Raw genomic sequence first — 25,062 nt, 5'->3', positions numbered from 1 at the left:
CTATCAGCTTACTATGCAAGTGCTGCTGGTTATTTTAATTATACAAAGATGGGCTTGCGCAGCAGTAAGTTTATCCTAATCTGCGTTGGCTTGTCAAAATACTGTAATTGATATATAATACCCCATTTCGGGCTATTGAAATACCACTATTTACAAGGCTGATAAAGACCTTTTAGTTCCATTAAATGAAGTGATCGTAATATTAGATACATCAGGCCCTACAGCAAACGCGCGTGTTGACTGTGACAGGAATGATGACCCATAATAAAACTCCAAACGTTGTTTTAAGCCAGATTTATAAGTAACAATCGCATAAAAATCGTTGGGTTTAAGCTTTACCGTTTTTGTTGGAGCTTTGTTATCAACCTCTTTTTTGTATGCCTTTATACTATCCTGGTTTTGCGTGGCTACAAATAAACTGCCACCATTTGCCGATCCAATTTTGGCAAAGCCCTTGGCATCGCCTTTAATAAGCAGTCCGCTTTTGGCTAATCCTTCAGGAATAAAGTGACCCTTCCCGTCACCTTGTAAAAGCAAACCTGTAAAGGCATCGTGCCTGCCTGTAAAAGGTTCCATTCCAAAATCGTTTCCGGTTAATAATATATCCGTAAACCCATCTTTATTTACATCATCTGTTATTATACCATATACCGGTGCAGCCTGAGCGGCCAATGGTAACGGGTTGATATTAAAATGCCCGCTCCCTTTATTCATGATCAGGCTGGTGTTCATATCAGTAGCTTTAAAAGAAACGGCATTTTTGCGGTCGTCGGCAGTCCATAGGTCATCCATTGTAGCGTGGCCATAGCCTTTATAACTTAGATATTTTTTACGGATGCTTATCAGCTGGCTGATCAGGTCATCGCGCGTATGCATAGGGAAAGGCTTCTTAACACCGGTTTCATCTTTCATAAAGCAAAATATCATGGCATCAAATGACCCGTTATTGTCCAGATCTTTGCCTAAAATAGTCATAGGCTCTGAAAAGGATGCTTTGTAATTGGTGTTTTGCCCCAGGTTACCTGCAACATAATCTGTTTGGCCATCGCCGTTAAAATCGCCTGCAGCAATGCTGTTCCACCAGCCAATATGTTTTTCAATGCCTGTTGATGCAGTAACATTCTTAAAACCCTTGCCCGTATTTTTATAAAAGGTTATAGGCATCCACTCGCCAACCACTATGAGGTCTGGCCGGCCGTCATTGTCAAAATCCGACCATAGTGCATCTGTTATCATGCCACCCTGCATTAATTCCGGGCAAAGGGAGGCGGTTGCGTCTGTAAACTTACCGGCATCATTTAAAAAGATATGGCTAACAGGCGAAGATGGATAGGCCCCTGAAACAGACCTGGCCCCAACAAAAAGGTCCAGATCGCCATCGGCATCAATATCTGCCGCCCTCACGCATGATCCGTTATCATATTCTACAGGGATCGCCTGGTAATCGCGCTCAAATTTGCCTTTTTTGTTGTTGATATATAATCTATCCTGCGCCGAGGTATGCCCTTTAGCAAATTCGTAACTGCCACTAACTACATATAAATCTAAATAACCATCGTTATTGGCATCAAATAACAAAGCGCCCATGTCTTCCTCGTCCTTAAATTCTTCGTTTAAAAAGCGACTGGCATCTTTGGTAAACTTGCCATTAGCGCTTTGCATGAAAAAAACGCCTTTATTGCCAGCGGAGCCACCTATATAGAAATCGTCGAAGCCGTTGTTATCTATATCGCCTGCTGCAATGCAGGGGCCGTATTGGCTAAGCTTATGCGGAAGAGTCGCCTGTATATTATAATCAATGGCATCTTTCTCCTGATGCAAAAAGTTTATGCCCAATTGATTGTTCACAAGCTTAAAAATGGGTTTTATTTTTGGTTGCGCATCGGGGGAATATTTGCCGGAAGCATCTTGCTTTTTCAGGGTGATAGAACGGTTCGTCTTAATGTTAGTCAATAATTGTGTCGATCCATCGGGCCAACGTACCCTTAATGAATCTATCACGGTGATACTTCCCAGGCCAAAGTGTGCCCTTGCATCATGGGTACCCAGGTAACCCCTGCAAGGTTGCTGGTCATAAAATTGTTGCCCCCCTTTATAGTAAAGGCGAATGGTAGCACCAATACCACCAGGATTTTTTTGGTCCCCACTGAGTTCAGCCGTTAAATAATTGAAGGATTTGTTGGGTTGGCTTTTATTGTTAAGTGTGTTTTCATAAACAAAAGCATCATCATCTATATTATTGATCACCAGGTCAAGATCGCCGTCGTTATCCAGATCGGCATAAACACCACCGGTAGAAAAGGTTGGTTTAACAATGCCCCAGTCTTTTGACTGATCTTTAAACTCGTACCCGCCCTTGTTTTTAAAAGCATAGCTGGATATTTTTACAACCGGGAACGAGTCGGCTGCTGCTAAAGTAGTATTCTCTTTTACGGTACGGCCCTGGTCATTGGTGTAAAGTGCGTGATCCAGATCGGTTACATCGCGCGGATAGCCATTGGTTATTACCATGTCCCGGTAGCCGTCATTGTCAAAATCGGCTACAAGCGGTGTCCAGCTCCAATCGGTCTGGTAAATTCCGGCAAGATAGGCCACATCGCCAAACTGAACCTGCCCGCCTGGCAGTTGACCCTGATTAAGCTGCAGTACATTTCGTATATATTGATGCTCATAGTTATATTTAGCGTTATTAATATAGGTGATATAATTATCCCCTACGAGCATGGTTTTTTTACGCAGGTTTTGCTCCGGAAGCATTTCCAGCGAAATAAGATCCTGCAGGCCATCATTATTGATATCTACCATATCCGCACCCATTACAGACCAACCCGTATGCCTGAAATAATCTTTTGCATGGTTGGTAAACGTGCCGTTCTTGTTATTTATATACAAAACATCGTTAGATATAAAGTCGTTACCCACATAAATATCCGGCCAGCCGTCCTGGTTAAAGTCACTTACCGCTACAGAGTTGCCAAATCCTTCTATCGATATCCCCGCTTCTTTACTAACATTGGTGAATGTATTATTGCCATTGTTGCGGTACAGGCGGTCGGTATTTTCGGCGCTGCCGTCGCTTAGTTTAGGGCGATAGGCCACAGGTGTAGTTTTACCAAGCACATTGGTAAGCAGGTACATGTCTAAAAAGCCATCGTTGTTATAATCAAAAAAAATAGCCTGGGTGCTGTACCCGGTATCCTGCAGGCCAAATGCTTCGGCCGACTCTTTAAAAGTTGGTATCCCGTCCTTATTGTTTCCCTGGTTAATGTAAAGTAAGTTTTTTCGCTGTGCCGGATTGTTTTTGAATGATGTGCATATATAAATATCAAGCCAGCCATCGTTATTGATATCAATTACAGAAACGCCTGTACACCATCTTCCTTCGCTGCTCACCCCTGCAGATGCTGTAATATCTGTGAACTGTAACCCGCCTTTATTAAGGTATAATTTGCCGGGCACCATATTCCCGGCGAAGTAAACATCGGGCAGCGAGTCGTGGTTAAAGTCACCTATTCCTACCCCAGCGCCGTTATATAGGTAAGGGTGGTTTAAAATATTGATGCTGTCGCTCTCTGTAATGGTGTTTTTAAAGTTAATGCCGCTTTGTGACGGGCTAAGTAGCTTAAATAGCGTGGCCTGCTTATCATTATTTGAGCAGCGCGAGCAAATGATTGAAGCTACAATCAAAAAAAGCAATAACCTTTTATCCATTGTTTAAATGATTTAGGCAAAAAAGCGGTTGTACGATGCAAATTATGCAGGTTTATAAAGTTTGATGTACCACTGGTCAGGCAGTAAATCAATGTAAAGAAAACTAATTTAAAACTACAGTTTTCTTCAAATCTTATCAAAAGTTAGTCAAATCGTATCGGCTGAGAACGGACTGGGAAAGTTATATATATTTACTTTACATTATTAAATAATGGCATATCCTGCCAGCGGCCAATTAGTTTTTGACATCCTTTTTTTATGAAAAAATTTTATCCAATATACATTGTGATGGTGCTCCTGTTTTCATGCGCCGGGGCGCAAAAAGATTGGAAGGAAAAAGCAGAAAACCCTGCCTTTATTCATCGATCTGTAAGGCAGGTAACAGATGTAATGCTGCACGATATTTACTCGCCGCCGGTAGCCAGCAGGATTTATGCTTACATCACCGTGGCGGGTTATGAGGCGGCCATAAACGGGAACAAGGGTTATATTTCGCTTAGTAAGCAATTACATGGGTTAAGTGCTATGCCTAAACCGGAAAAAGGTAAGCAATATTGTTATTCGCTGGCTGCATCGCACGCTATTTTAACGGTTGGCAAGATACTGGTGATGTCTGAAGGGCGTATCGAGCGCTTTCATGATGAGCTGATGGATGAGTTCAGGCAAACCGGCATGCCCGACGAGGTTTATCAAAATTCAATAAATTACGGAAAGCTGATTGCCGACCGTATCATCAGGTGGGCGGGTGAAGATAATTACAAGCACACCCGATCGTTAGCCAGGTATGATGTGCAAACCGATGATGCCACCTGGAAGCCAACACCACCGGCGTACATGAAAGGCGTAGAGCCGCATTGGAATGAAATACGCCCATTCATCCTGGATTCGGCACAGCAGTTTAAACCCGCGCATGCAATGGCTTTTTCTGCCAAGCCGGCAAGCTTTTTTTATACCCTGGCCATGGATGTACGTAACACGGGACTAAATTTAACCGATGGACAAAAAGCAGTTGCCAATTTTTGGGATGATAACCCTTTTAAGGTAAATACCAATGGGCATACCATGTTCGCCATAAAAAAAATATCACCCGGGGGGCACTGGATAAATATAGCCGCCCAGGTATGCGCTAAAGCAAAGGCTGATTATGTACGTACAGCAGAAACCTACGCGTGCCTTGCTGTAGTAATTGCCGACAGCTTTATAAACTGCTGGGATGAAAAGTATAAAAGCAAGGTAATACGGCCAGAAACTTATATCAACACATACATTGATCAAAACTGGCAACCATTGCTGCAAACACCTCCGTTCCCCGAGTATACCAGCGGGCATAGTGTGGTTTCAAACGCCTCGGCAGTTGTTTTAACAAAAATGTTTGGTGACAATTTTTCTTTTTCAGATTCTACCGAAACAGCTTTTGATTTGCCCGTGCGTAAGTTCAAATCTTTTAAAGCGGCAGCAGCCGAGGCCTCAATAAGCCGGTTTTATGGCGGCATTCACTACATGCCTTCAGTTATAAACGGAATTGACGAGGGGAAAAGAATAGGCGAATTTGCCCTTACCAGGTTACATACCCGCAAAGCAAATTAAGCAGTTTTTACTTTTTGAGCTTTTTTAGCCTGCTGATACTCGGTAGGTGTGGTGCCAAACTGTTTTAAAAAGTTTCTGCCTAATTGTGATTGTGAGCTATAGCCCACCATTGCGGCCACCTCATAAATTTTATAATCGGCCTCCTCAAGCAATTGCGCGGCTGCCTTAAGGCGGGTAATATTAATCAGTTCGTTTATTGTAAGGTTAGATATGGCTTTAACTTTACGGTATAAAGTGGGTTTGCTCATATTCATGAGGCTGGCTACCTGTTCTACATTCAGTTCGGTATCCTGCATGTTTTTAAATATAACGGCATTAAGCTTATCCAGAAAACTCTCGTCGGGTGTTGAGTAAGCCATTGATTTGATTTGAGCCAGTGGCGAGCTTGCAAAGTATTCTTTGATTTTATTACGGTTAATAAGCAAATTGGCAATTTGTACCTGCAAATGTTCCGGAGAGAAGGGCTTTTCAATATAGGCATCAGCGCCAACCTCCAGGCCCTCCATTTTGCTTTGTAAGGTGTTTTTGGCGGTAAGCAGAATAATTGGGACATGGCTGTGATCAAAGTTTGTTTTAATAAGCCTGCATAGTTCAAAACCATCTATCCCGGGCATCATCACATCACTGATCACCAATTGTACGTTTTCTATCTCTATCATATCAAGCGCTTCCTGGCCATTGAGCGCCTTAACAACCGCATATTTCTCGCTTAATTCATCTGCAATGAAATCAAGTATTTCAGGGTTATCATCCACTAAAAGAATAATTGGTTTCATAAAGTCAAAGTTTTCTTCCCGGTTTAAAACATCGGTTTGCTCATAAACATCTGCTGTGTTATGCAAGTCAAACTCTTTTTCCTGATGTATAGGTAATGTAAGTGTGAATATATTAAAATCATTTATAGATTCGCTCAAAAAAAGAGTTCCTTTATGCAGTTCTGCCAAAGAGCGCGACAAAGACAATCCAATACCTGTACCCACCTGTTTAACCGATTCTTTCAGCCTGAAAAATGGCTCAAATATCCTTTCCCTTAATTCAAATGGAATTAGATGACCATCGTTTTTTATCACAACACAAAAAGTGTAGCCATTATCGTTAGGCGTTAACAATTCTACTTCGACATTTGACGTAGCATATTTAAGTGCATTACTTATAAGGTTGCTTATTATTTTGGTAAATGCTTCGGTATCAACAAAGGCATACAAGTGCTGGTCCTTTATTTTAAGCACATAATTAAGGTTGCGCTGTTCTGCCATAGCGTTAAATTGCAAATAAGTATCGGCCAGCAGGTCCGTTATATCGGCTTTAACAAAACTCAGGCTAAAACCATTGGTTTCTGTTTTTCTGAAATCAAGCAACTGGTTGGTAAGGTCAAGCAGCCGGTTGGTGTTCTTCTCCATAATTTTAAGGTTATTTTGAATTTCCGGAACATTTTCTGCTTTTTTTATCACCTTTTCCATCGGCCCTTTAATAAGCGTAAGCGGTGTTCTTATTTCATGCGCTACATTAGTAAAAAACTCAATTTTGGCGTTATAAATTTCTTTTTCCTTGTCGTTTTCAAGCTGATCAATAATGCGTTTATTTTTTTCGCGGGTCCTTCTGTGATATTCACGTAACAGCAGGTATCCGGCGGCAATAATAAGCACAGCATATATCATATAAGCCGTAGTCCCGGCCCAAAATGGCGGGGCGATGTTAATTTCCAGGCGGGTTGCCTTGGCTGTCCAGATGCCATTACTGCCGGCAGCTTTTACAACAAAAGTATAATGGCCCGGTGCAAGCTGTGTAAAGTATACCTTTCTGTTTGTGGTTAAAAAGGTCCAGCCTTTATCAAGCCCTTTCATCATGTATTTATACTGGCTCATCTCGGGCGATGAAAAACTTAAGGCGGAAAAATCAATACTGAATGAGGACTGATTATGGTTAAGGTTGATCTGCTTGGTACAAATTATGGATTGTTTTAGCAATGAATCGGGCCCGTTAACTAAGATCTCGTTATTGTGTACCTGAAAGCCGGTTATATAAACTGGTGCGATAAAATTGTTAGTTTTAAATTGAGATGGATTGAAACTGATAAGCCCTTTTACGCAGCCAAAATACATTGTACCATCGCTATCCTTAAAAGCCGAGTTGTAATTGAACTGGTCGCTCAAAAGTCCGTTTGCCTTTGTATAAACCTTAGTATAACCGGATGTTAAATTAAGGCTGACCAATCCCCTGGTAGTACTTACCCAAATGTTTTTATGGTCATCTTCCAGTATTTTAAATATATAATTACTTGGCAGGCCATTGTTTAATCCGTAAAACTTAAAGCTTTCATTGTTAGGGTTGTACCGCCAAAGGCCAAGGCCTTCGGTGGCAAACCACAAATGATGGTTACTATCTTCAAAAATTCCGTTAACGGTTGAGCTTTGCAGTGCATTAGGCACGTAGTAATCATACTTTAGTTTTTTGCTGGTATCTGATGCAGGGTCATAGCAGTAAATGCCATCCCTTACCGTGCCAATCCATATTATGCCTTTGTGATCCTCGATGATAGAATAAATAAAGTCGTTAGGAGGGATTTTTTTGATCTGGGTAAAGTTTTTATCCGTTTCGTTATAACGGTAAAGCCCTTTTGTTGTAGCGATAAAAATGGCGCCCGCCCTGGTTTTGCAAAAGCTGATAATGAAATTGCTTTTTAAACTGTTATCGCCGTTCCCGGCAACATAAAGCTGTTTTACTTTACCTGTAGCAATATCAAATACGTTAAGTCCGCGTTCAAAGGTGCCTATAAGCAATTCATCATTGCTGGCGAGCAAACCGTGTATGTTACTGTTAGACAGTCCGTTTTTTATACCGGGATAATAATGCGTCCATACGGTTTTATCCGGGCTTAGTTTATTTAAGCCGTTATCTTCTGTGCCAAGCCAGAGGTTTCCGTATTTGTCTTTACAAATCTCGCGAACAACATTACCCTTCAGCGTATTGTCATCAGTACCAGGATAATATTTATTAAATGTTGAGTACTGTTTAGGATAATAATTAATGCCGCCAAAATATGTGCCCGCCCACACCCCTCCTTCAGCATCTTTATATAAAGCGTAAACAGCGTTATCTGATAATGAATAATGATCGGTATAATTCTTTTTAAGGTTTGTAAACTGCCGCGTAACAATATTATAAATAAATATACCCGACTCGGTAGCTATCCAGTATTCTTTATCATTGTACTTAATAAAATCCCGCACATATATCTCTGTATGGTCCGGGTTATAGGTAAGTATATCCGTATAGGTGCCGGTTAGGCAGTCAAATTCTTTAAACCCCTGGTTTGCGGTACCTACAAATATTTTATCGTCGCAGGTGGCGTAGATCTTATCGATATAATTAGATGCTACAGCTTTTGAGTGAGAAAATACGCTGTAACTTTTAAAGGTGCCGTTGTCTGTGTTCAACTTTTCGAGCGTACCTTTAGTAGATGAAACCCAGATGTCTTTATTATTAATAGCTATCGACGTGGCTTCAAATTCATGACCGGTAAGGTAGTTTTTAATCTGTCCGGTATTTTTATTGTACATTAACAGCGAAGACCCTGATACAAACCAGCAGTTATTATCTGCATCATGTACAACACCCCTTACACCATCTTTTATGCTATTAATATGAGCAAAGTTTTCAGTTTTAAAATTAAACTTGTCTAACCCATCATCTGTGCCTATCCACAGGTCGCCCTGGTTGTCTATACTTAAAGAGTGGATGACATTACTGGAAATGCTGTGCTTATCTGCAGGAATATGCCTGAAAACCTTAAAGGAGTAACCATCAAAGCGGTTTAGGCCATCCTTGGTACCAAGCCACAAAAAGCCGCGCTTATCCTGTATGGCGCAGTAAACGGTATTGTGTGATAAGCCATGCTCAACCTGGTAATGTTTAAAATAATGGGTTTGTGCATAGCCGCTGCTTAAACACATCAGCAGCAGTAAAAAAAATGATAAAAATGGTTTCAAATCGGTGCTCTTAATCAAATATAACTATTATGTATAACCATTTTCCTGGTAAAATAAATTGATACTTTTCGACTAATAATTGATATGATTTGATTAATAGTTGGTAATTAAAATGCTTTTCCTTTACATAATGATTTAAAAAGCCCCTCTCCGGTACGCTTTATTAAATTAAACTTAACCAATTATTAAATTAAATCATCTATGAGGAAAACTTTACTACTAAGACAGGTAGGCAATCCCTTCCTGCGGTGGCTTTGGGACAAGTGGTATCAAAAAGCTGCGCTTATTGCATTCACTTTAACATGCCTGCTATTTTCCAATGCTTTATTGGCGCAAAACAATGTCAGGGTCAGTGGCACGGTAACCGATACTGCAGGCGTGGCACTACCAGGCGTAGCGGTAAGGCTGCAAGGTACACAAAGCGGCACCAGTACAGATGTAAATGGCCGGTTCAGTTTAAACGTTGCCAGTGGCACATCGGGTGTATTGGTGTTTAGTTATATTGGCTTTGTTAGCCAGGAAGTACCGCTTACAGGGCAACCCAGCATCAATGTACGCCTCAGGGCAAGCAATTCATCATTACAGGAAGTGGTTGTTACTGGTTTTGGTTCGCAAAGAAAAGAGTCCATAACCGGTTCAATTGCCAGCGTAACCAGTAAGGATATTGATAGGGTACACGCGGGTTCAACAGTAAGTACAAGCCTGGCCGGTAAAATTCCGGGCGTAACGTTCAGGCAGTCAGAAGGCCGCCCAGGCGCTACAGCCAATATTCAGATCAGGAACATGGGGCGCCCGTTGTTTGTAATTGACGGGGTGCAGCAGGATATCAGCCAGTTTAATAACCTGGCACCTAATGACATAGAAAGCATAAGCGTTCTAAAGGATGCATCAGCTGCCATTTATGGGGTACAGGCTGCCAACGGTGTTGTGGTAGTGACCACTAAGAAAGGCTCGGGAGAAACCCGCATTAATTTAGATGCCTTTCTTGGTTTTCAAAATTTCTATCGCTTCCCGGATGTGCTTACCAACTCATACGATTACATGAGATACCTGGCCGAGGCACAGGTAAACTCAAACGGCTCAACTAATATTATCCCAGCCGAACTTGAAAAATATAAAGCCGGTACCGAGCGCGGTTATCAAAGCTTTAACTGGCGCGACTACATTTTGAAGAGCAATAACAACGCGCCATTAAATTCGGTAAATGCTAATTTTACCGGCAGCAGCGACAGAGTTAACTATTATGTATCGGCAACCAATTTGTACCAGAATTCGCAATTGGGTAAAGAGTATGAATACAAGCGGTCAAACATACAATCAAACGTTGCTGTAAAGCTGGCTAACGGTTTAAGGGCCAATGTAAATATCAACGGCAGGATAGAAACCGTTGAGAACCCCGGTGTTCCGGGCCTTGACGATTACGGGCTTGCCAAATTTGCCGTATTAAGAAACACACCGTTGGAGCGGCCGTATGCCAATGATAACCCTGATTACCTGAATGACATCGGTCATACCGAATCAAATTACGCCTTTCTTAACAAAAAGCTTTCCGGTGTTTTTCATAGCGACAGGCGTGTATTACAGGCTAATTTCGGTGCTGAGTGGGATATACCCTGGATAAAAGGTTTAACATTAAAAGGTTTGTACTCTTATTATATAGAGGATTACCTGCTCAATAACCAGGAGTATACTTATAATGCTTATACTTATCGCCCGGCAACAGATACCTATGATGTTACCGGCGGAAGTACCAACCCCTGGAGGGAACGCGAGCAGATAAAGGAGTTTAACAAAACTTCGCAGTTGCAGTTAAATTATAACAACACATTTGGCAAAAGTACCATAGGCGCAACTTTTGTTGCAGAGCGTATAGAGTTAAGGCATTTACGCAACTGGATACACGCTTCGCCAATTTCAAATAATCTGCCTTTGATCTATTTCCCTACTGCCGACCAGTACCAGGACAGGGATGATACCGAAACAAGGCTTGGCTACATCGCCCGTATAGATTATAACTACGATAACAAGTATTACCTGCAGCTTTCTGGCAGGCGTGATGCCTCTTACCTATTTGCTCCCGATAAACGCGTGGGTTACTTCCCTGGCGTTTCGGCAGGATGGAGAATAACGCAGGAAGGCTTTATGAAAAACCTGCTGGGTACCAACAGTTTTATCAACGATCTGAAAATAAGGGGATCTTATGGTATATTGGGTGATGCCCGGGACCCTGGTAATCCGGCCAATCCAATTGTAGCGCCTTACGCCTATTTAACAGGTTATAACTATAATATGGGAACGGCCATAATAGATGGTAATGCCATTATCGTATCGCGCGATAAAGGAATACCGGTAACCCGTGTATCATGGCTTAAGAGCCGCATAAGTAACATCGGGTTGGATTTTACCTTGCTTAATAGTAAGCTGACGGGTTCGGTGGAATATTTTTACAGAAAGCGTACCGGTTTATTAGGAACACGTAATGATGTGGTTGTGCCATTTGAAATAGGTTACTCACTTCCGCTTGAGAACGCCAACAGCGATGCGCAGTATGGCGAGGAAATATCCCTATCATATAACTCGAGCATAGGAGATGTAAGGTATAACATAGGCGGTAACTTCTCATACAGCCGGCAAAAGAACTTGCAATCCTATAATCCTATCTTCTTCAATTCGTGGGATCAGTACCGTAACTCAAGCGAAAACCGGTATGCTCATATAGATTGGGGATACGAGGTAATTGGCCAGTTTTCGTCGCAGGAGCAAATAAATAATTATAAAATTAATAATGATGGTAAGGGTAACCGTACGCTCTTGCCGGGCGACCTGATGTACAAAGATCAGAATGGTGATGGCAAGATAGACCAGTATGACGAGCGGCCAATCGGCTTTGGTTATGGCACCCAGCCAAACATTAACTTTGGTTTTACTATCGGAGCGTCGTATAAAGGTTTTGACTTCCACGCCGATTTTTCAGGCGGATCGGGTTACACCTGGTTCCAGAATTATGAAACCCGCTGGGCATTTCAAAATAATGGCAACCTTAATACCATATTTGAGGATCGCTGGCACCTCTCAGACCCGTATGACGTCAACAGCTCCTGGATACCCGGAAAATACCCGGCAAACAGGGTTAACCCCGGCTTTGGGCATGCCGATTATGAGCTGAACGGTCAACGTAACTCAACCTTCTGGCTGCACAACGTAACTTATTTGAGGGCAAGGACCATTGAAATAGGGTATTCGTTATCGGCCAAGATCCTGGCTAAAGCAAAGATCAGAAAGGCCAGATTTTATGTGAATGGTTACAACCTGCTTTCTTTTGATAACCTTAAACAATACGGTGTCGATCCGGAAACTACCGACGACAACGGGTTGCAGGTGCCGCAAAGTAAGGTTGTAAACGTAGGTGTTAATTTATCGTTTTAATTAACCCTTAAGCTGAAAACTAATGAAAAAGATATTTTTAATAACCATAGTTGCCGCTCTGTTTGTTACGGAGTCGTGCAGAAAAGATAGTGACTTTTTAGATGTGCCTCCAAAGCAGGTTTTGCCTACCGAACTGGCATTTTCAGACCCGGCGCTGGTGCTGTCTATATTAGGCGACCTGTACAACAGGCAGCGCGATTTTTCGAGCCTGGATGGCTATCCAATTCCAAACACATCTGATACCGAACCCGGCTGGCGCACCTTTGCCGATTTCAGCGAGGCTTTCCCTTCAGAAAACGGAAGTTATTTTATTGTACAAAGAACAGGCTGGGGATATGGCGAGTGGGCTATTTGGGATTACGGCTACATTCGCGACCTGAATTTGTTTATTCAGCGCGCCACAGCCGCTACAAAGCTTACTGATGAAGATAAAAAACGCTTTATAGCCGAAGCAAGGTTTTTAAGGGCGAATTATTACTTTGAGCTGGTTAAAAGGATGGGTGGCGTGCCGCTTATTACCGAGCCGCTTGAGTACGATTACTCTGGTAACGTAACGCCACTGCAAAAACCCCGGGCTAAAGAGTCGGAAATATATGACTTTATTATCAGTGAAGCCGAAGCAATAAAAGGCGACTTGCCAAAGAATGCTAACGTTAAATCAAGGGCCAGTATGGCTGCCGCGTTGGCGATGGAAGCAAGGGCTGCTTTGTATGCCGGGTCAATAGCTAAATACGGCGTAACCACACCCCAGGTATCTTTGCCGGGGAACGAAGTGGGTATACCATCGGGCATGGCCGATAGTTACTATACCAAGGCACTTGCCGCTGCACAAGAGATAATTGACCAAACTGCCGGTAACTATCAGCTTTACCGGGTGTTGCCAAATCTGAGCGATAATTTCGCTGCTGTCTTTTTAGATAAAACCTCTGTTAATCAGGAGTCGATATTTATTGAAGACTTTAAAGCGAATGCCGGTAAAACACATGGTTTCACTACTAATAATCAACCTTTTTCAATATCAGATGAAGGCCTTGATGCAGGGCGTTTAAATCCCTCGCTCAACCTGGTGGAAGCCTTTGAAAAATTAGATAATACTTACGCGCCGTTGGCTACAAAAGATGCATCAGGCAACCCGGTTTATTATACAGACCAGCTGGATATATTTGCAGGCCGTGATGCAAGGCTTGCGGGTACTGTATTGTTGCCTAACGGGCAGTTTAAAGGCAAGCGTACCGAGATTTTTGCCGGATATGAGTTAGCTAACGGCAATATCATAACCAGTAATGATGCTACACAACTACAGGATGTGCCAGGGCTTGGTGAAAATATTCAGGTTGTAGGTAAAGACGGGCCGGTTAACGGCGCCGAATTCCGTTCGCAAACCGGGTTTTATATCCGTAAATACCTCGATCCGACAGAAGGTTCAGGCCGCCGGGGCAGGGGTAGCGATGTAGCATTTATCCGTTACCGCTATGGCGAAGTATTGCTTAACGCCGCCGAGGCCGCTTTTGAGTTAGGGCAAACCGCAATTGCTGCCGATTACATGAACCAGGTACGCGCACGCGCAGGTTTAACAACTCCGCTTAGCACCGGCGACATAACCTTTGACAGAATAGTGCATGAGCGCCGGGTTGAGCTTGCCTTTGAAGGGCATACCTTATTTGATATGAAACGCTGGCGCATTGCCCACATTGTTTGGGACGGCGACCCAACAAGTGTTGCGGACATAACTACTGATATTGGCAAGGCTAAAAAACACAACACCCAACCTTATGGATTGTGGCCATACAAATATTTTAACCCGAATAGCCCTAACAATAACAAATGGATATTTAAAGAGGTACTACCGGCGCCTGTTACCGGCAGGAACCGCTTCCAGTTTGGTAATTACTACTCGCAGATCGGTAATGATATATTATCGGCCAACCCTCAAATTGTAAAGCAACCCAATCAATAGCAAAATTTAAAACATGATCATGAAAATCAAATTTCATTATACAGTGATAATAGCACTACTGCTTGCGTCTGTTGGTTGCAAGAAGGATAATTATGATGCTCCGTCACAAAAGTTCAGCGGAAGGATTGTATACAACGGCGAACCCATAAACGTTGAGTACAACCAGGTGCCTTTTGAGCTCTATCAGCCGGGTTTTGGTAAAACCGGCGCTATAACCGGTACCTTTGATCAGGATGGAAATTTTTCTTCCCTTCTTTTTAACGGCAACTATAAATTTACCATCCCGCCAAACCAGGGGCCTTTCAGATGGAAGGAGCTTAGCGCTGGTAAGCGTGATACAATCGCGGTAGAAATAAGCGGGAGCAAGACGATGGATATAGACGTGGAACCTTACTACATGCTACGTAACGCGCAGTTTAATGCCGCGGGCGGAAGCTTAACAGCCACGTTTAATATTGAAAAGGTGATTACTGATGCAAATGCTAAAAATATAGATAGGGTAAGCTTATACATTAATAAAACACAATTTGTATCAGCGTCAGATAATGTTGCCACAAAGAGTATTGACGGCGCATCTATCACAAGCCTTAACAATATTTCCATGAGCGTAAGTATACCAGGCATCACTCCCGCTCAAAATTATGTATTTGCCCGTGTGGGAATTAAGATTAATGGGGTAGAGGATATGATTTTTTCACCGCTTGCAAAAATCACATTCTAAAGAAAAGGAGGCGTATATTGCGCCTCCATATTTTTAAATCAATATATATCACTAAATGAAAAGACTTAGCTTAAGCCTTTCCCTGCTATTTTTTGCACTTGCCGGCAATGCCCAACAAGGTAACTGGCATTTAATTAAAGACCGTATAGTTACCCCCTGGGCGGAAAAGGTAGACCCCAAAGCCCCGCTTCCTGAATATCCGCGCCCGCAAATGGTTAGGGGTAGCTGGCAAAATTTAAACGGACTTTGGGACTATGCCATCGTACAGAAAGCGAACGCCCAGCCGGCAAAATATGATGGAAAAATCTTGGTGCCCTTTGCCGTAGAATCTGCTTTATCCGGTGTGGGTAAAACGGTTGGTAAAGACAGCATGCTATGGTATAAAACATCTTTTAAAGTAAGCAAGGCGCTCAAAGGCAAAGATGTATTATTGCACTTTGGCGCTGTTGACTGGCGAACCGAAGTTTTTGTAAATGGTAAAAGTGTTGGCAAGCACGAAGGCGGCTTTGATCCTTTTTCATTTAATATTACCGGCGCCTTAAAAGGCAGCGGCAATCAGCAAATTATTGTGAGCGTTTGGGACCCTACAGATGATGGCCCGCAGCCACGCGGCAAGCAGGTGAAAAAACCTGAGGGTATTTGGTACACCCCTGTTACCGGTATATGGCAAACGGTTTGGTTAGAAGGTGTAGCCAAAACGCACATCGAATCGACCAGACAAACACCTGATATTGATAATAAAACGCTTACAGTATCTGCAGCTATTGCAGGCGCTCAACCTGCAGACAAGATACGTGTTACTGCCTATGATGGTAAAACCCGTGTTGATGAGAAAATTGTTGATGCCGGTGGAACCGCAGTGCTTAACATTAACAGCCCTAAATTATGGTCGCCGGAGCACCCTTTCCTATACGATTTGCAGATTGCCGTGCTACGCAACAATAAGCCGGTGGATGAGGTTAAAAGCTACTTTGCTATGCGTAAAATATCCCTTGGGCCTGATGCTAACGGCATACAGCGCATGTTGCTGAACAATAAATTCGTTTTTCAATATGGCCCGCTTGACCAGGGCTGGTGGCCGGATGGGTTATATACTCCGCCAACTTATGAGGCCATGGCCTATGATATTGATCAGCTTAAAGCAATGGGCTTTAACATGATCCGTAAACATATTAAAGTTGAGCCTGCCCGTTATTATACTTATTGCGATCAAAAGGGGATGCTGCTATGGCAGGATATGCCAAGCGGCGACCTGGGTAACGGCTGGGAAAACCGCCCGGGTGTTATTGACCGCGGTACTGATAAAGCACGTACCCCAAAATCTGAGGGATATTACCGTAAAGAATGGAATATCATTATGGATGCCCTTTACAACTACCCTTGTATAGTGGTTTGGACTCCCTTCAACGAAGCCTGGGGACAGTTTAAAACTGTTGAGATAACCGAGTGGACGATGAAAAAAGACCCGTCAAGACTGGTGAACAGCGCCAGCGGTGGTAACTTTTATACTACCGGGCACATTGTCGACCTGCATAACTATCCGCACCCCGCCATGCCCGATCCTGAATTGTTTGGTAAAACAAGGGCTGTTGTGCTAGGCGAGTTTGGTGGCTTGGGATGGCCTGTAGAAGGCCATAACTGGCAAGCGAACAAAAACTGGGGATACCAGACTTTTAAAAACGGGGAAGACCTGCTTAAAAGATACATTACGTTTACCGACAGGTTACAGGAGTTGATCAAGCTCGGCCTTTCAGCAGCAGTCTACACGCAGACAACCGATGTGGAAGGAGAGGTAAACGGTTTCCTGACATACGACCGCAAAGTGATCAAAATGCCTGTAGAGAGCCTTAACCGCGAAAACACGAAGCTTTATAACCCTTCATTAGTAAATTAACGTTATCACATATCATTTAGTAAGCCAGCGGTGTATACTGCTGGCTTAATTTTTTATAAGTGAGGTGTTGTTAACGGCCGTTTAAAATTGAAGATGGTATCACCGGCTTGTTCCCGCTCGGTTGTTTTTCGAACTTTCGTTTCAACGGGACGAAATCATTAAAGAAGCCGCAGTTCATCAAATAAAATCCATCCGCTTTAAGTCCGCCAGCATAATCTTTACGGTAATTTGCATTAGCGGTCGCGTCGCCGGTATAAATGATCTGATCAAGGCTTTTCCATTGCCCTTTGCTATTGGCAACCCATTGGTTTTTGTAGATAGCCATACGGGTTTTATCGCCGTTTTCGGGCTCGAAATTTTCAAGGAACGAATATAAATGGGAAAGATATTTAACTGTTTTGGGCCTGCTGAATGATGCGACCAGCTGCCATTTGCCTGTTGAGCCGTCTTTAAACCATGCTGTAAATGTTGTAGATGCAGTAGCGGAATCTGGCTTTGCATTGAGCAAAAACCCATATGTTCTTCCTGCCTGCCACATGTAATTCATATAACTTTGCCCGCCCGAGCCTTCATCTCCAAAAGCCTGGGCATGCACTGTTGAACCTTTTTTCAGTAACTTAATTTTCAGGCTGTCGGGTATGTTTTTCGGGTCGTCGGTTTCAAAGGGGCTCCACACAGAGAAGAGCACACGCCGTTCTTTCGCACTGTTTACCTGCATGCCAAAATAACCCTCGCCAAAGCCATCGGCCATAAAATACGAACCTACTATATCATTGCCTTTGGGTACGTTAATCTCGCTGTAAAACCATCGTACGTCATTTTTCATTTCGTCCGGTACTATATAGTTTAGATGTACCGAGGGGCCACGCCTGCCAAAGTGATAGGAGCTGCCTGGTCTTACATAGGTCAGGGTGCTATCAACAATATTACCTTTAATGATCAGATCTGAAATATCAGCATATACTGCCCCGGTTTTTGATAAGCCTTTAAGCGCTACTTTAACATGTTCGGCCTGGCTTACGGTTATCCTGCCAACGGCAATGGTGTCAAACCCAGTGTTATTGGCATTTATCCTGAACGTTTTGTTATTTACAACCACTGATATGGTGCTTTTACCACTGGTCACTTTTAACCGCAGGTAAAGGTCAAGGCTTTGCGGTTGGTTTACCTTAAAGTAAATGGCAGGTACAGATTGCGGAGATCTCCAGTTGGTTAAGCCATCATCGGTGATAACCGCCGGTGCATTGGACCAGGCATTTCCGCCCAGTGGGATAACAATGTCTGAGGCGATAAGCCTGAAAGTATTTAAAACGGCTAACAGAAACAGGGCTGCTGATTTTTTCATTACAAGTAAATATCCAACGCTAAACTATAAATTATTATTGAGTGATTTCACGGTATCAAACAGGTTAAAATACCTCGGTTAGGCTATTGTATATAAGCTCAATCGTTTTTTATCTTAGCCGTAAATACGATTTAATCTAAACCTTATCAAAATGAAAAAATTTTTAACTATTGCAGTTATTATACTGCTTGGCGGAGCAGTACAATCAAATGCCCAAAGCTTTAAAATGGGCCTTGGTATTGAGGGCGCCCTGCCTGTAGGTACTTTTAAAGAGGCTTACAATTTTGGCGGCGGCTTAACCCTTCGTGCCGGCTTTGGTATTAAACCTACCGGTATGGTTACGCTTACGGCAGGCGCTATCGGTTTTATTCCCAAAGATCTCGAAAGCGATTATGAAGACATTCAGGCCCAACTCAATATTCCGATCAAAGCAGGCTACAAGTATATGGTAACACCGCATTTTTATGTGATTGGTGAAGCCGGTGTAACTATTATCAAAACTTTTTATGAAGATGGCGAAGAAGAGGGGATAGGATCTGGCAGTACCTCAAAATTTACTTATGCGCCGGGCATAGGCGTTAAATTTGGCGCCATTGATTTAAGCGCGCGTTATGAAGGCTATGACCATGGCGGTTTTATGGGCCTGCGTTTGGGCTTTGGCCTTTAAAAGTACCCGGTTAACCGGCTTATTAATTACTTAGTGATTTATTTAACAAAGTTAAAGGCCCGCAAGGGGCCTTTACTTATATTTTAACATTTTCCATGCCGTACTGTTTTAGTACATCGGCAGGTACACCCATCCACTTATTTGGGGCATTTCCGGCGTAGCCAATGTCCTTGGTACCCATCTCGCTGCTCCAGAAACCGGATGCGGTAAGATCTCGCATGAGGTTGAAAAATTTCACACCTTGCGCCATCTCGGCTTTGGCAGTATAAGGGTAAGCGATCTGATCAAGCAGATCTGTTTGCTGTTTGGCAGTACATTTTATAAATGGGTTGCCATAATGATTCAGGCAGTAAAGATCTATCCATTTTAGGCCTCCACGCATAGGCAATTTATGTGATGGTATGTCTTTTACAATAAACTCGATAAACTCAGGCACTTTAGCATCTGATGCACTGCCAGAGTGTTCATCTTTCGGGATGATCAGATCGGCAAGTACGGTGATGGTAGCCATTTCGTGATCATCAAAGTACTTTTCGGCCTTTATTTTGTTCTCACGTTCAACTTCTTCAGGCATTCGTCCCGGAACGTCCTCCGTTTTTACCTCTGCGGTTTCGGGCGTTTTGTTATCACCTGTTTTACAGCCAACACCAACTAAAAAACCGGTGGTAAGGGTTCCTAAACCTATTGCTTTAAGGGAATCGCGTCTGTTCATGTGGCTTATACGTTTAGTTTTTTACGTTGTGATAAAATGTATTCTGCAGTACGCATGCTTAGCGCAAGTATTGTCCAGGTAGCGTTTTTATCGCCCTGCTGTACAAACGGCGCGGCATCAACAACAAAAAGGTTTTTGCAATCATGCGCCTGGCAGTATTTATTTAATGCAGATTTTTTAGGGTCATCGCCCATACGCACGGTACCCACTTCGTGGATGATCTTACCTGGCGCCTCTAAACCGTAATTGGTTTCTGGGCCCTGCATTTTGCCATAAATGGCGCCCATGTTATGCAGTATCTCTTCAAAGGTTTCCTGCATGTGCTTAGCCTGGTTAATTTCGTCGTTGGTCCATTTGTAATGGAAACGAAGTACCGGGATACCATATTTATCAACTACGCCATCAGGGTCAATCTCGCAATAGTTATCCGCACGGGCAATTGCGGTACCACGGCCGGCCATACCCACCTGCGTACCATAAAAACGGCGATAATCATCTTTTAAACCGGCACCATAGCCGCCGCCTGCCTTTTTGCTGCCATCGCGGCCGGGCACAGCGCCGTTCATGTCTTGTATGCCCCAGCCAAAACCGTATGACGGCATGTGCATACCGCCGCCATATTCAATATGATATCCTCGTGGGAAGTTCAGTTTCTTGTTATCCAGCCACCAAGGGGAATAGATGTGAACACTGCCTACACCATCTTCATTATAGCGCTTGCGGTCCATCAGTTGTGGTAAAAAACCACCCGCGCCAGAACCTGTACTATCATGGATATATTTACCAACCACGCCGCTGCTGTTAGCCAGCCCACCCGGATGCGCTGCAGATTTTGAGTTAAGCAGCAAACGTGCGCTTTCGCCGGCGCTTGCACCTATGATCACAATCTTAGCATTGGCCTGGTATTCCTGCAGGTCTTTGGTATTCACGTAAGATACACCGGTAGCCAATCCTTCTTTATCAGTAAGTACCTCACGTACCATGGCATTGGTAATTACTTTAAGGTTGCCTGTTTTAACGGCAGGTATCACCAGGCATGATGAGGCGGAAAAGTCGCCATAAACCTTACAGCTACGGCCGCACTGTCCGCAGAAGAAGCATGCGCCGCGATCTTTGTTATCCGGCAATGCTTCGGTTAACACCGAGCCACGGCCGGTGATTACCTTTACACCTGCTTTAGTAGCGCCCTGTTTAATGAAAAGTTCGTTGAGGCGGGGTTTGGGCGGCGGAAGGAAAATTCCATCCGGTTCGCTTTCGATATTTTCTACCGTTCCGTAAACGCCTATCATGCGGTCAACCTTATCATAAAAAGGTTTAAGATCATTATAGGTAATTGGCCATGGATCGGTAAGCCCGTCTTTTGGTTTAAAATCCTCGGGGCCCATGCGTAATGATATACGGCCCCAGTGATTGGTACGGCCGCCCAGCATACGTGCGCGGAACCATTCAAACTCGGTACCATCTTTTGTGGTATACGGCTCGCCATCTAACTGCCAGCCGCCGTAAGCCGCATCAAAATCGCCAAACGGCCTTGTAGTACCTGCGCCGCGGCGGGCCGACTCCCATGCCCACTTTAATTGGTGCGAATCTGTTTTAGGGTCAAAATAAGCACCGGCCTCAAGCATCAGTACTTTTAAACCGGCATGTGCCAGTACGTAACCGGCCATACCACCACCTGCACCAGAACCAACAACAATAGCGTCGTACACGGTGCCGGATTTTTTGATCTGTAGATCTTCCATTAAATTTTATATCGAACTGAAATAATTAATCGGGGTAATTAAAGTTGTTTGAGTTGTATGTTCTTGTAAGCTACAACTGCGCCATGAGATTGCAGGGCGATATGTCCTTTTGGATACTTTGCAAAATCTTTCCAGGTTTTGAACTTACTGTTGTTCAGTAATTCCTGCCACTCGGGGCTGCCCATCTGTACATTAATAACCTCCTGCCCGTTAAGCCAGAAAGTAAGGTGGCCGTTGTCTTTACGTAATTTTACCTTGTTCCATTGCCCGGCAGGTTTTGCCGCAGTGGCAGGAGCTGCTTTCATATCATACAATGAGCCGGCAAGGTGATTGGCCTTTTTGTTGTCCTCGGCTTTTTCATTGTCCAGAACCTGCATTTCTATGCCCGAAAGGTAGGTAGCACCCAAAGCAGGGTCTTCATGCACACCGAAAATGATACCGCTGTTACCGCCTTCGGCAATTTTCCAGTTTAAGGTAAGCTCATAGTTTTCATATTCGCCATCAGTAACCAGATCGGCCTGGCCGGGGGCTTTAGGGTCCAGCTGTAAGGCGCCGTCAACAACGCTCCATGGGCCTGCATCCTTTTTCAAGTAGGCATGCCATCCTGTTGTGGTTTTGCCGTCAAACAGTTTTGTGGTTTGAGCAAAAGAGGAGTACTGTAACGCTGCTACAGCCAGTGTACTTAAGATCAATTTTTTCATCTCATGTAGATTTAGCAGCATACATGGTGTTGCCGCGATTTATAGTGTCGTAAATGTAGTATTTATTTTGCTTGGTGCTATAAGAACGCGGTTTATCAATCAAAAATTTTACAGATGCGCATTTAAAATCTTCTTTCAACGCCTTCAGTCACATACCTTGCATCCGCTATAAACGCATTACTTACTGAATAAAAAATTCAATCCGGAGGCAATACCAAACTGCATATAAAAGTAACTATCCTCAAAGTAGATGTTATAATCGTCCTGCCCGCGGTAACCGGCGCCAAGTACAAAGGCCGCATTGTGCATAAACGGAAACTGATAATAGTATTTCAGGTTAACGTTGAAGCGTTTTTTTAAGTTGAGTGCATCGTAGCCATTGTACTTGTCGGCTATGTACGTAAAGTCCAGCTGTACCCGCTGCCAGTTCCTGAAATCAGATTTTTGCTGATCGATGTCGTCCTGGTAGCGTTTCGCCAGGTTAAGCGTATATCCGCCGTTAACGCGCACAAACCCATAGTGACCGGGTAACCCAAGGGCTGCACCCGCCCCGCCGAACAAGCCTTTATGAATCTCTACGCCAAGCATACCATACCGGTTAGTGATCAGATTAGGTTTATCGGTGCGCCTGCCTATCGTATAGTTTAGCGAATAAAAATCCGTACTGAATTTACCACTGTCGCGGTTAAAGCTTTTATCGGGGTTTAAAGTAGGGCCGCGTATGCCATTGGAGTGATGAGTGTATGATAGCTGCAGAAACTGAGGCTCAGAGGCGTTGTCATTCAGCCTGAAGTATAAGTTTCCGCTCGGCATATAACTGGGCGAGCGCACCGGCTCGCCATGTTCTTTTAGCAATCGGAGTTTCACCCTTGCAGAAACATCAAAAAAGAAGCGGGAGCGGGGCGAGTTCAATAAAATAAAATGCGCGTTAACATCACCTACAAGCAATGTTTTTAATGGTTGAAAAAGCTCCTGCCCAAAAAAAGCAGGGCGAAGGTTTTGGATGTAGATATTATTGAAATCCCTGTTTATTATTCTTGTTTTGATTTTGCCGCTGTCGGCTAACACCGTATCGGGCAGGGCGACAAACGCCCGGCTTTTAAAAGGGATCGCTATACATAAAGCAATTACAAGCAGCTTAATCAGAAAACGGAGAGGTTTAAGCATGTCCGGGGAAAAAAAAGTACACTATAAATAAACGGATATCAAAAATGTTTGGTTTGGGAAACATTGTTGATAACGCGCTCAAAAATATAGCTTAGCTTAAACATTAATGCGTTACGCACCGTAAAACCACAAAAATTACTACCTTGCAGACATACGTTTAACAATAGAGTGACATTTCAGGATTTTAATTTCGACGAACAACTGTTAGAAGGCATTTTAAGTATGGGGTATAATACGCCTACCCCAATACAGGCGCAGGCCATCCCGGTGATAATGAATGGCGATGATCTGATAGCCTGCGCCCAAACCGGCACCGGCAAAACTGCATCATACCTGTTACCGGTTATGGATTATATATGCAAAACGCATAAGCACCATACCACAACCCTGGTGCTTGCGCCAACGCGTGAGCTTGCCCAGCAGATAGACCAGCAGGTGGAAGGGCTTGCTTATTTTGCGGGCGTAAGCTCGCAGGCCGTATTTGGCGGGGGCGATGGCATGGCGTATGAGCAGCAGCGCCGCGGTATACAAAATAATGTAAACCTGCTTATTGCCACACCCGGGCGCCTGATTGCGCACCTTACATCGGGCGTACTTAAGCTAAATAATATTACCCACCTTGTATTGGATGAAGCCGACCGCATGCTTGATATGGGCTTTCATGACGATATCATGCGTATTGTAAGCTATCTCCCCAAAAAGCGGCAAACACTGCTATTCTCTGCAACTATGCCACAACGCATACGCAAGCTGGCCAATGCCATTTTGCATAAGCCGCAGCAGATAAATATTGCCATATCTCAACCGGCTGCCGGTATTGATCAGCAGATCTATCGCCTGCATGACCAGCAGAAAACACCGTTGTTGAAGCTTATCTTAAAAGAAGGTGGTTACCTAAGCTCCATTATATTCGCATCGCGTAAGGAGATCGTAAAATCGCTTTACAAGGAGTTAAAGGCCGCTCATGTTGATACTGCAGCATTCCACTCAGATCTGCAGCAAAACGAGCGCGAAGAAATACTGCTTCGGTTTAAGAACAAGCAATTACCTGTAATTATAGGTACAGATGCCCTTTCGCGGGGCATTGATGTGGAAGGTATTGATCTTGTGGTAAATTATGATGTGCCGCCAGATCCGGAAGATTACGTTCACCGCATTGGGCGTACAGCCCGCGCTGCTACTACTGGCACTGCCATTACTTTTGTTAACAACCGCGATTTGCGCAGGCTGAAAACTATTGAGGAACTGATTGAGCGGCCAATTACACAAAAGGAACTGCCGGAAAGCATCAAAAGTATTGAACCGGCCAAAGCCGACAGGCCTGATGCTGAAAGCAAGAAACCAAGAGGAAACCGGCGTAATAACCGGCGCTTTGGCAATAAGAAACCGCCAAAGCCGGCTGCAAATTAAACCTTGTAATATTTATTATGTCTATTTGTTTTG

General features: G+C 43.6%; 14 protein-coding genes. 7 read left to right on the top strand and 7 right to left on the bottom strand.

Annotated features, from left to right (window positions below):
• Window positions 1-150 precede the first annotated feature (150 nt).
• Window positions 151-3,711: a VCBS repeat-containing protein gene (locus ACFQZX_RS15935; RefSeq protein WP_377117203.1), complete on the bottom strand. Its 3,561-nt coding sequence runs from the start codon at window positions 3,709-3,711 to the stop codon at window positions 151-153.
• A 258-nt stretch (window positions 3,712-3,969) separates the two neighbouring features.
• Here ACFQZX_RS15935 and ACFQZX_RS15930 point away from each other — a divergent pair, with 258 nt between their 5' ends.
• Entirely contained in the window at window positions 3,970-5,298 is a 1,329-nt protein-coding gene (locus ACFQZX_RS15930) for a vanadium-dependent haloperoxidase (protein WP_377117201.1), read from the top strand.
• On the opposite strand, the gene ACFQZX_RS15925 is transcribed toward ACFQZX_RS15930, so the two are convergent.
• Window positions 5,295-9,287 carry a two-component regulator propeller domain-containing protein gene (locus tag ACFQZX_RS15925; protein WP_377117199.1) on the bottom strand — a complete coding sequence of 1,331 codons (3,993 nt, stop codon included), beginning with the start codon at window positions 9,285-9,287 and terminating at the stop codon, window positions 5,295-5,297. The genes ACFQZX_RS15930 and ACFQZX_RS15925 overlap by 4 nt on opposite strands.
• 201 nt (window positions 9,288-9,488) lie before the next feature.
• Here ACFQZX_RS15925 and ACFQZX_RS15920 point away from each other — a divergent pair, with 201 nt between their 5' ends.
• The 4 genes from ACFQZX_RS15920 to ACFQZX_RS15905 are packed head-to-tail and all read left to right on the top strand — an operon-like array spanning window position 9,489 to window position 17,285.
• The gene (locus tag ACFQZX_RS15920) at window positions 9,489-12,713 is read left to right on the top strand and encodes a SusC/RagA family TonB-linked outer membrane protein (protein ID WP_377117197.1); all 3,225 of its coding nucleotides are present in this window, start codon (window positions 9,489-9,491) and stop codon (window positions 12,711-12,713) included.
• Window positions 12,714-12,735: 22 nt separating this feature from the next.
• Complete coding sequence (locus ACFQZX_RS15915) at window positions 12,736-14,670, top strand: RagB/SusD family nutrient uptake outer membrane protein (RefSeq protein WP_377117195.1); 1,935 nt, start codon at window positions 12,736-12,738, stop codon at window positions 14,668-14,670.
• A 19-nt stretch (window positions 14,671-14,689) separates the two neighbouring features.
• Window positions 14,690-15,391, top strand: coding sequence for a DUF3823 domain-containing protein (locus tag ACFQZX_RS15910; protein ID WP_377117193.1), 702 nt, complete (start codon window positions 14,690-14,692; stop codon window positions 15,389-15,391).
• A 55-nt stretch (window positions 15,392-15,446) separates the two neighbouring features.
• Entirely contained in the window at window positions 15,447-17,285 is a 1,839-nt protein-coding gene (locus ACFQZX_RS15905; protein ID WP_377117191.1) for a glycoside hydrolase family 2 protein, read from the top strand.
• 70 nt (window positions 17,286-17,355) lie between these two features.
• Here ACFQZX_RS15905 and ACFQZX_RS15900 read toward each other — a convergent pair whose 3' ends face one another.
• Complete coding sequence (locus ACFQZX_RS15900) at window positions 17,356-18,630, bottom strand: DUF3472 domain-containing protein (protein WP_377117189.1); 1,275 nt, start codon at window positions 18,628-18,630, stop codon at window positions 17,356-17,358.
• Window positions 18,631-18,781: 151 nt separating this feature from the next.
• Here ACFQZX_RS15900 and ACFQZX_RS15895 point away from each other — a divergent pair, with 151 nt between their 5' ends.
• The gene (locus ACFQZX_RS15895; RefSeq protein WP_377117187.1) at window positions 18,782-19,297 is read left to right on the top strand and encodes an outer membrane beta-barrel protein; all 516 of its coding nucleotides are present in this window, start codon (window positions 18,782-18,784) and stop codon (window positions 19,295-19,297) included.
• 76 nt (window positions 19,298-19,373) lie between these two features.
• Here the strand turns inward: ACFQZX_RS15895 and ACFQZX_RS15890 are convergent, their stop codons facing one another.
• From ACFQZX_RS15890 to ACFQZX_RS15875, 4 genes are all read right to left on the bottom strand, one after another.
• Complete coding sequence (locus ACFQZX_RS15890) at window positions 19,374-20,009, bottom strand: gluconate 2-dehydrogenase subunit 3 family protein (protein WP_377117185.1); 636 nt, start codon at window positions 20,007-20,009, stop codon at window positions 19,374-19,376.
• Window positions 20,010-20,014: 5 nt separating this feature from the next.
• Window positions 20,015-21,751 carry a GMC oxidoreductase gene (locus ACFQZX_RS15885; RefSeq protein WP_377117183.1) on the bottom strand — a complete coding sequence of 579 codons (1,737 nt, stop codon included), beginning with the start codon at window positions 21,749-21,751 and terminating at the stop codon, window positions 20,015-20,017.
• A 38-nt stretch (window positions 21,752-21,789) separates the two neighbouring features.
• On the bottom strand, window positions 21,790-22,452 hold the full coding sequence (locus tag ACFQZX_RS15880; RefSeq protein ID WP_377117181.1) for a 3-keto-disaccharide hydrolase: 663 nt from the start codon (window positions 22,450-22,452) through the stop codon (window positions 21,790-21,792).
• Between the two features lie 177 nt (window positions 22,453-22,629).
• Window positions 22,630-23,619: a hypothetical protein gene (locus tag ACFQZX_RS15875; RefSeq protein ID WP_377117179.1), complete on the bottom strand. Its 990-nt coding sequence runs from the start codon at window positions 23,617-23,619 to the stop codon at window positions 22,630-22,632.
• A gap of 168 nt (window positions 23,620-23,787) precedes the next feature.
• On the opposite strand from ACFQZX_RS15875, the gene ACFQZX_RS15870 reads away from it, so the two are divergent.
• Window positions 23,788-25,029: a DEAD/DEAH box helicase gene (locus tag ACFQZX_RS15870; RefSeq protein ID WP_377117177.1), complete on the top strand. Its 1,242-nt coding sequence runs from the start codon at window positions 23,788-23,790 to the stop codon at window positions 25,027-25,029.
• The last annotated feature ends 33 nt before the right edge of the window (window positions 25,030-25,062 follow it).

It is taken from the genome of Mucilaginibacter litoreus, assembly GCF_042676805.1.
In the GTDB taxonomy this organism is placed as follows: Bacteria; Bacteroidota; Bacteroidia; order Sphingobacteriales; family Sphingobacteriaceae; genus Mucilaginibacter; species Mucilaginibacter litoreus.
Note: the sequence above shows the minus strand (reverse complement) of the source record. Positions and strands in the feature narration are given on the sequence as shown.

Coding starts and splice junctions, on each gene's coding strand:
- ACFQZX_RS15935 (WP_377117203.1), bottom strand. CDS start 3,711: ATGGATAAAAGGTTATTGCTTTTTTTGATTGTAGCTTCAATCATTTGC.
- ACFQZX_RS15930 (WP_377117201.1), top strand. CDS start 3,970: ATGAAAAAATTTTATCCAATATACATTGTGATGGTGCTCCTGTTTTCA.
- ACFQZX_RS15920 (WP_377117197.1), top strand. CDS start 9,489: ATGAGGAAAACTTTACTACTAAGACAGGTAGGCAATCCCTTCCTGCGG.
- ACFQZX_RS15915 (WP_377117195.1), top strand. CDS start 12,736: ATGAAAAAGATATTTTTAATAACCATAGTTGCCGCTCTGTTTGTTACG.
- ACFQZX_RS15910 (WP_377117193.1), top strand. CDS start 14,690: ATGAAAATCAAATTTCATTATACAGTGATAATAGCACTACTGCTTGCG.
- ACFQZX_RS15905 (WP_377117191.1), top strand. CDS start 15,447: ATGAAAAGACTTAGCTTAAGCCTTTCCCTGCTATTTTTTGCACTTGCC.
- ACFQZX_RS15900 (WP_377117189.1), bottom strand. CDS start 18,630: ATGAAAAAATCAGCAGCCCTGTTTCTGTTAGCCGTTTTAAATACTTTC.
- ACFQZX_RS15895 (WP_377117187.1), top strand. CDS start 18,782: ATGAAAAAATTTTTAACTATTGCAGTTATTATACTGCTTGGCGGAGCA.
- ACFQZX_RS15890 (WP_377117185.1), bottom strand. CDS start 20,009: ATGAACAGACGCGATTCCCTTAAAGCAATAGGTTTAGGAACCCTTACC.
- ACFQZX_RS15885 (WP_377117183.1), bottom strand. CDS start 21,751: ATGGAAGATCTACAGATCAAAAAATCCGGCACCGTGTACGACGCTATT.
- ACFQZX_RS15880 (WP_377117181.1), bottom strand. CDS start 22,452: ATGAAAAAATTGATCTTAAGTACACTGGCTGTAGCAGCGTTACAGTAC.
- ACFQZX_RS15875 (WP_377117179.1), bottom strand. CDS start 23,619: ATGCTTAAACCTCTCCGTTTTCTGATTAAGCTGCTTGTAATTGCTTTA.